Source organism: Flavobacterium anhuiense, from assembly GCF_004151235.1.
Taxonomy (GTDB): domain Bacteria; phylum Bacteroidota; class Bacteroidia; order Flavobacteriales; family Flavobacteriaceae; genus Flavobacterium; species Flavobacterium anhuiense_A.
In genome coordinates this window covers 1-2,175 of the sequence record NZ_JUIV01000039.1, presented here as the reverse complement: position 1 = coordinate 2,175, position 2,175 = coordinate 1, and the positions used below count along the sequence as shown (strand labels likewise).

The following is a 2,175-nucleotide window of genomic DNA, read 5'->3' as shown; positions in this document are numbered from 1 at the left end:
CAGGTCGGCCGTCGACTCCGGCAATGCCGTCGATGCCGTTTTTACCATTGGTAGGAATCCAGTTATTAGGATCTTTAGGATCTGAATTAGGCTTAAGAACGTAAACTGTTTTAGTATTATAATCTATATACAAATTTGCTTCGGCAGGAATTGACACTCCGTCTGTTCCTGGAGCTCCATTTCCTCCTGCAATACCATCTTTACCAGATGTAATTTCTCCTGAAACAGCAAGTCGTTGCCATTTTCCAGCATACCAATAGTAATAACCTGGCTTAACATCTGTTACTGTTGCAGTATTAAAAACCAATAAACTTTCTTCATTACCAGTCTTAATTGTTGTAGCATCTGTTGAACCCGTCAATTTAACATTTGGAATCAAAATACCTTTGTCTGTAGCATAAACTTCTAACTGAGCAGAGGGTGTTGTTACTTCTTTTTTTCCAACTACTACCTGAGAGTAGACGGAGTATCCACCTAAGACAAAAAGTAAAGGAAGTAATCTATTCTTCATAAGATTTAATCTATTAATGTGTTATTAAATTATTTGATAATTATATATGATTGATCTACAACCACATTTTATCTAAAAGTTCAGTTCTAATCCTGCAAAGATTCTTTTATAATAGTTTTTTTCTTACCCCTAAAAGTTTATATTCTTATATTTTAAGACATATTTCGATTTTGAAAATTTCATTAAACTATATTTTTAGAAAGAAAAAGACATGCTTTACATTATTTGATTTTTTCCAGATAATCTAAATAACAAGATAATATACTAGGGATTACAGATTGATCATATCATCACTTGTAAAGAAATAAATCCTTAGGATTGTATTGCAGCAAAAAAAATCCGATTATAAATAATCGGATTTTTAGTTTCTAAAAGAAAAAATTATTTCTTATCTGTTAATTCCTTCACAAGAGATTTTAATTGCTCAATTTCTGCTTGCTGTTCTTTTATTGCATTAATTAATACTGGAATCATTTCAGTATAATGAACACCTAAAGTTTTATTTACATCTTTTCCTTCTTCAACTACCTCTGGCAAAACAATTTGCATTTGTTGAGCAGAAACACCTAACTGAATCTCATTTGTTGCATCATTTTTTAAAGTGTAAGAAATAGGTTCAATTTTCATAATCTCTTTTAAACCGTATTTTAAAGGCACAATATTTTGTTTCAAACGAATATCAGACACATTAACCACATTTGCACAATACAATGTTCTCCATCTTTGATTAATATTACCTAAATTCAAAACTCCCGTAGTAACTCCACTAGCATCAACACCAGGCAACAAGTCACCATTCGATGCAATTTCTAAACTTAAAGTATTACTAGTTTTAAATTCAAGATTACTCTTAGCAGCTGTTCCAGTTCCCCCCTCGTAATATGCAATCACACTAGAAAGCGATTGAATCGCACCTGCAGTTGTACCTGTCTGTGCCTGAAAGTTGAACGCTCCCATTGCAAGCCCACTTGTAAGTACAGCTGGCGCAGTTTCTGAGCCTCTACTATGTAAAAAAGAGAATGATGGTGAATTTGTTCCATTTGAATATGTTGCCAATTTCAAATCATCCATTAAATCATCTGTTGAGTTATTAATAAGATGAATACCATATTTAGGATTATTTGTACCAATACCTAGCCTACCATCTGTATCCAAACGCATTCGTTCTTTATTATTAGTAATAAATGGTAAATCAAAGTTAGTTACGGTACCAAAATTTTTCTCTTTAGTAAGCCCATCATTTGCATCATTTCCTCCCAATACCCAAGGCATATCTAGTGACCATGCTATTATTCCTGTAGGGTCAGTATATAAATATGCTGGTTTTGTAACAGCGGGAACCATATTTACTTGCACATCTGTTAACGCTGCACCGCTACCATTAACAACTTTTAATACTGTTGCTGGAGTTGTTGTTGTTAGATTTTTTGAATTAATCCCTATAGTCAAATTACTATCTACAACTTTACCAGAACCTGATACCGTAATTGGACTTGTTGCAATTAAACTAGCTTTTGTAACTGTAGCATCGGAACCTGGCGCTCCTTGCGGACCTTGCGGACCTTGCGGACCTGTTGGACCTGTTTTTCCATCATTTCCTTTCTCTCCTTTCACATTCCCCACTTCGCTCGATGTGCCGTCCGTATAGGTGATGGTAAGATTAC

At 34.2% G+C, this 2,175-nt stretch carries 1 protein-coding gene and 1 pseudogene; both read right to left on the bottom strand.

The features are described from left to right. Positions 1–511 (bottom strand): annotated as a pseudogene (locus NU08_RS22145) (hypothetical protein); the annotation flags it as partial. A gap of 381 nt (positions 512–892) precedes the next feature. After that, a partial coding sequence (locus NU08_RS22140) for a tail fiber domain-containing protein (protein WP_129749194.1) occupies positions 893–2,175 on the bottom strand: 1,283 nt, incomplete at its 5' end.